Origin of the sequence: uncultured Gimesia sp. (assembly GCF_937919775.1) — a bacterium.
In the GTDB taxonomy this organism is placed as follows: Bacteria; Planctomycetota; Planctomycetia; order Planctomycetales; family Planctomycetaceae; genus Gimesia.
Genome location: NZ_CALFPF010000052.1, coordinates 1 through 4,915 on the forward strand (window position 1 = coordinate 1; position 4,915 = coordinate 4,915).

Annotated in this window: 4 protein-coding genes; 3 read left to right on the plus strand and 1 reads right to left on the minus strand. The window is 48.3% G+C overall.

What is annotated here, in order from left to right:
* The first annotated feature begins 110 nt into the window (after positions 1-110).
* From ychF to hisB, 3 genes are all read left to right on the plus strand, one after another.
* On the plus strand, positions 111-1,202 hold the full coding sequence (gene ychF / locus Q0294_RS01420) for a redox-regulated ATPase YchF (protein WP_299460061.1): 1,092 nt from the start codon (positions 111-113) through the stop codon (positions 1,200-1,202).
* 177 nt (positions 1,203-1,379) lie between these two features.
* Positions 1,380-2,444 (plus strand): histidinol-phosphate transaminase, encoded by a 1,065-nt coding sequence (gene hisC / locus Q0294_RS01425; protein ID WP_299460064.1) that lies wholly within the window; start codon positions 1,380-1,382, stop codon positions 2,442-2,444.
* A 194-nt stretch (positions 2,445-2,638) separates the two neighbouring features.
* Positions 2,639-3,226 (plus strand): imidazoleglycerol-phosphate dehydratase HisB, encoded by a 588-nt coding sequence (hisB, locus tag Q0294_RS01430; protein WP_299460066.1) that lies wholly within the window; start codon positions 2,639-2,641, stop codon positions 3,224-3,226.
* Positions 3,227-3,962: 736 nt separating this feature from the next.
* On the opposite strand, the gene Q0294_RS01435 is transcribed toward hisB, so the two are convergent.
* A complete protein-coding gene (locus tag Q0294_RS01435) occupies positions 3,963-4,640 on the minus strand; it encodes a hypothetical protein (RefSeq protein ID WP_299460068.1) in 678 nt (225 codons plus the stop codon).
* Positions 4,641-4,915 lie beyond the last annotated feature (275 nt).

The following is a 4,915-nucleotide window of genomic DNA, read 5'->3' on the forward strand; positions in this document are numbered from 1 at the left end:
CTATGATTTCGCTATGATGGGCCGGAATCTAAGGTGGGCCTGCGCAGACGGAAAGCTTGTCGGCGGGGCTCTTTTTACAACAGAATCAATTTTAATTACTGAAAAGAGCTATGGAAGCTGGTATTGTTGGCCTGCCGAATGTAGGTAAATCGACGTTATTTAATGCATTAACTGCGGCGGGGATCGCAAGTGAAAACTATCCCTTCTGTACGATTGAACCCAATGTGGGGATTGTCAACGTGCCGGATCCGCGGTTAAAAATTATTCATAATTATATCCCCACCGATAAAGTGATTCCTGCCATATTGAGGCTGGTCGATATCGCGGGGATTGTGCGTGGTGCATCGGAAGGGGAAGGGCTGGGAAATAAATTTCTCTCTCACATTCGGAATGTCGACGCCATTCTACATGTCGTTCGCTGTTTTGAGGATAGTGATGTCATTCACGTCGAAGGTAAAGTCGATCCGATCAGTGATATCGAAACGATCGATATTGAGTTAATGCTGGCCGACATGCAGCTGGTGGAGACTGCGAAAGTTAAGGCGGCCAAAACAGCGCGGTCGGGCAATGCCGAAGCTAAATCGCGGCTGATTGTGCTGGAAGCCTGTGCGGCTCGCTTGGAAAAGGAGCAGCCCATTCGCGGTTTATCCTTTGATAATCCGGATCAGCAGAAAATCTTAAAAGGATATCAGTTTTTAACGGCCAAGCCGGTGCTGTATCTGGCCAATGTGGATGAAAATGATATTCACGGTGAAGGGGAGTTGGTACAAAGGGTTCGCGAACGCGCTGCAGCAGAGGGAGGCGATGTCGTTGCAGTCTGCGGTCGCCTCGAAGCAGAGATCGCGGAACTGGATGCAGCAGATCAAAAGGAAATGCTCGAAAGTGTAGGATTAGAGGAGCCGGCATTAGCAGCCGTGGCCCGCGCCGCCTACCATACACTGGGGTTGCAGAGTTATTTTACCGCTGGAAAAATCGAAATCCGTGCCTGGACGATCCCCATCGGGGCGACCGGTCCTCAGGCAGCCGGAGTGATCCATTCCGATTTTGAGCGGGGATTTATTCGCGCCGAAATTTTTTCAGTGACCGATCTGGAAAAATATCAAACCGAGAAAGCAATCCGTGAAGCCGGTAAACTTCGAGTGGAAGGTAAAGAGTATGTGATGCAGGATGGTGATATCACTCATTTCCTGTTTAACGTCTAATGCAGGTGACCCCGGCCTGTTTGCAGGGGTTCTCCTGTAAGTTGCCAAAATCAAATGGTGCTCGATTTTTTCGAGAACTCTTGCCGGGATTGACTTGTCTTATTTCAGGTACTATTCAGGAATTCCGATGAACAGGTAGTCGGGCCACTACATTCAGTTTTTTTTGAGATCAACAATATGAGTCTGTTTCGTCCCCAAGTTCAACAGATGGCTGGTTATACTCCGGGAGAGCAGCCTCAGGAGTCTGGTTGGGTCAAACTGAATACAAATGAGAATGCATATCCGCCTTCACCTCGCGTCAAGGAAGCGGTGCAGCACGTGCTTGAAGGGCGTTTGAATATCTATCCCGATCCGCTCGCAACGGAATTTCGGAAAGTCGCCGCGGAATTGTTCCAGGTCGATCCGGACTGGATTCTGCCCGGCAATGGCAGTGATGAAATATTGACGATCCTGATGCGATCTTTTGTGGAACCGAATGAATTGGTGTCTGCACCGTACCCCAGTTACACGCTTTACGAAACGCTGGCAGAAATTCAGGGGGCCCGTTTTCACAGAATCCAACTCAATCCCGACTGGGACTGGCCTGTTGCTGATGCACTCGAAGTGGCGGCAAAGAGTAAAATTCTGTTTGTGCCCAATCCGAATGCCCCTTCCGGAAATCGTTGGCCCGATGAAGACCTGTTATCATTGATTCCTACGCAGGGAGTTCTGGTGCTGGATGAAGCCTACGGAGATTTCTGCGACAGACCACACCGGTGTGAACTGTTGAAGGCGGGCTTTGGAGCAAAAATTGTCGTCACCCGCAGTTTGAGTAAGTCGTACAGCCTCGCCGGCATTCGATTCGGATTTGCAGTCGCTCACCCGGAACTGATCAGAGGCATGCGAAAGGTGAAAGACAGTTATAACTGCAACGCGCTTTCCCTGGCCGCTGCCATTGCAGCGTTGAAAGATCAGGAGTGGATGCTGGCAAATACGAATCGCATCCGTGCTACACGCGACCTGCTGGTGATGGAACTCAGAAAACTTGGTTTTGAAGCGGTGGACAGCCAGACCAATTTTGTCTGGTGTACTCATCCGGATGGCGAACACGAGCGTCGCTACCAGGAGTTGAAGCAGCGCAAAATTCTGGTGCGGTATATGAAGTTTACTCTGCGGGATGGAATTCTCGATGGATTGAGAATCACAGTGGGAACCGAGGATGAAATTCAACAGGTCCTGGATGCCTTGCGCGTAATTGGCTGAATAACTGTTATATCAATCTCAGCTTCACTTTTGCTGAGGTGCGATTAAAGCGGTTATACAATTCACAACGACAGGCAGCGTTCGAATCCTTGCCAAGTCGGTCCGGAGCTCTGATGCGTTTTTGAGAATCAAAAGCCGGGCTGTAAGATTAGATAAATAAACTACCTTATCCTTTTACACATGAGTTCCCTGAGATGAGTCGCAACGCATCAATCAAACGTGATACCGCCGAAACCCAGATCGAATTGACTTTGGAACTGGATGGCAGTGGAAAGTCGGAGATTCAGACAGGCATTGGTTTTTTCGATCATATGCTGACGCTGTTGGCGCGGCACGCGCTGTTTGATTTAACCGTTAAAGCGAACGGCGATTTGGATGTCGATTATCATCACACGGTAGAAGACGTGGGAATCTGTCTGGGCAAAACGCTCAATGAGGCGTTGGGTGATAAAAAAGGAATTACCCGCTACGGTTCGATGACGATCCCCATGGAAGAGACACTTGTGACAACCTCGCTCGATTTGAGCGGTCGTTCGTTGTTTGTGTTTCAGGTGGAATTTCCTACAGAGAAGGTGGGACAGTTCGATACGGAACTGGTGCGTGAGTTCTGGCAGGCGTTTTCCTCCAACGGATTATTAAACCTGCATCAGGTGCTCCACCATGGCGCGAATAGTCACCACATTGCAGAAGGTCTTTTTAAAGGAACCGCGCGGGCGTTACGACAGGCGGTGACAATTGATCCACGTCAACAGGGTATTCCTTCTTCCAAAGGCATACTGTAACGATCCGCGTTTACAGAGACTCTGTTACAGCCGAGATAAAACAGGGCTGGTGTTGTGCCGTCTTTTAGTTCGCTCCACAAACGCAAGAGTCAACGTTCGGTAATCTATCCCAGTAGAAAAAAACGAATTTATTTTTCGTGCGCTTTTTCCGCTGATCTTTGTTGACTCTTTGTGAAGAAAAGTTAACCTGAGAATTAAGTTTGGTTTGTTGAGGTGATCGATTCAGTTTTGATTTAAGACTCATGATAATCGCTTGAATAATCCATCGTAAGTAAACTTATTATGATTGCCATTCCGACTTGGACTGTTTCCAGTCAAAACCTAAATAGATATCTTCGCCTGATGAAATTGACCTTTGGGGAACAACTTCAAAGCAGGCAATGGTATTTCACCCACTCTCTGCAATTTGATTGATTCTGTTTGTATGTGACTTTTTGTCATATATTCGTGATCAGGTTCTATCTGTTTTTGCGGTTCGGTTGGTAAGTAATGGTTTGTGACTGATTCTGTTCTGGATTGGTGTAGTAAATCATCATAGGGGAACTCCCGAAAAAACCGCTTGTGCCAATACGGATGGCAACTTGGGTTGTTTTGACTGCCGAGAAGAGATTGGCCTATATGTGTCAGCGGCAGCCTAGGACTTAATGACTCTGTACGGATTTTGAGAAAGTTGGTTGGTAGTCAAATCTGTTGTGATTGAAGCTCACAATTCTTGTTTTCGGGAGTTTCCTTTTTTTCAGGCGGCAGCCTGATTCTCGTCTGCGATGTCATAGAGCAAGGCGTTTTTTTCTTTCCCTGTTAAGACAATCGCTCCCGTGTTTCGCAGACAGTAGGCCATTTTTTGTGCGAGCCAGCGCGGAATGCCCGCCGCTTTTGCCAGATCCTGTGTGTGAAACGGGGAAGGAAGTTTTCCCGGTATCAACGCCAGCAGATCAGCAGCCGTATTCAATTCGATTTGTCCTTCGACCGAGCGTAAGACGCGATCCTGAACGCGGTAATCTTTACCTCTCCAGCGACGCGGCTTGCGGGCAATGCGATGTTCTTCCTGAATCGTCAACGCCACTTCCAGAGTCAGACGCGGGTGCGGAAACACATTCGTAAAGTGGACCATATCTTCAAACAGATCGAACACCGAGCCGCGCCGGGGACTAAAACGGGACGAGATGGTTTTCCCGTCTTTTTTCTGTCGCTTGATCAGATAATTGCGGATGGCAATCGGCTTGACGACATGTACATCGTAATCTTTCAGCAGGCACTTGACTTTATCCCGAATTGCACCCAGTGAACCGTGCTGAATTTCAATCAGTCGATCGCCGTCGACGGCATCGATGCGGTAGGAACCCAGAGTGATTTCCTCGCAATCTGCATTTGGTGCATAAAACGATTTCAATTGGCGATGCAGTGAGGTTTCCATACCAGGTGCATGTTCTGGTTAAGGTGAGATTTTGTGTAGAAGCAGTGCTGACCGGGGCGCATGGTAAGACAGAGCCAAAATTGTGTCTATATGAATCTGAAATGCAGAAAGGCTGCTCACCTTGTCTGATGAGCAGCCTGAACAGATTTCGTATTAACAATCCCGTCGGTCAAATTAAGCATCAATGATGGTGAGGCGACCCGTGCTGTCACCAAAAGAGTTCACAGGGGCACCAACGCGATCAAGCATGGAGACAAACAGATTGCTCAGCGGTG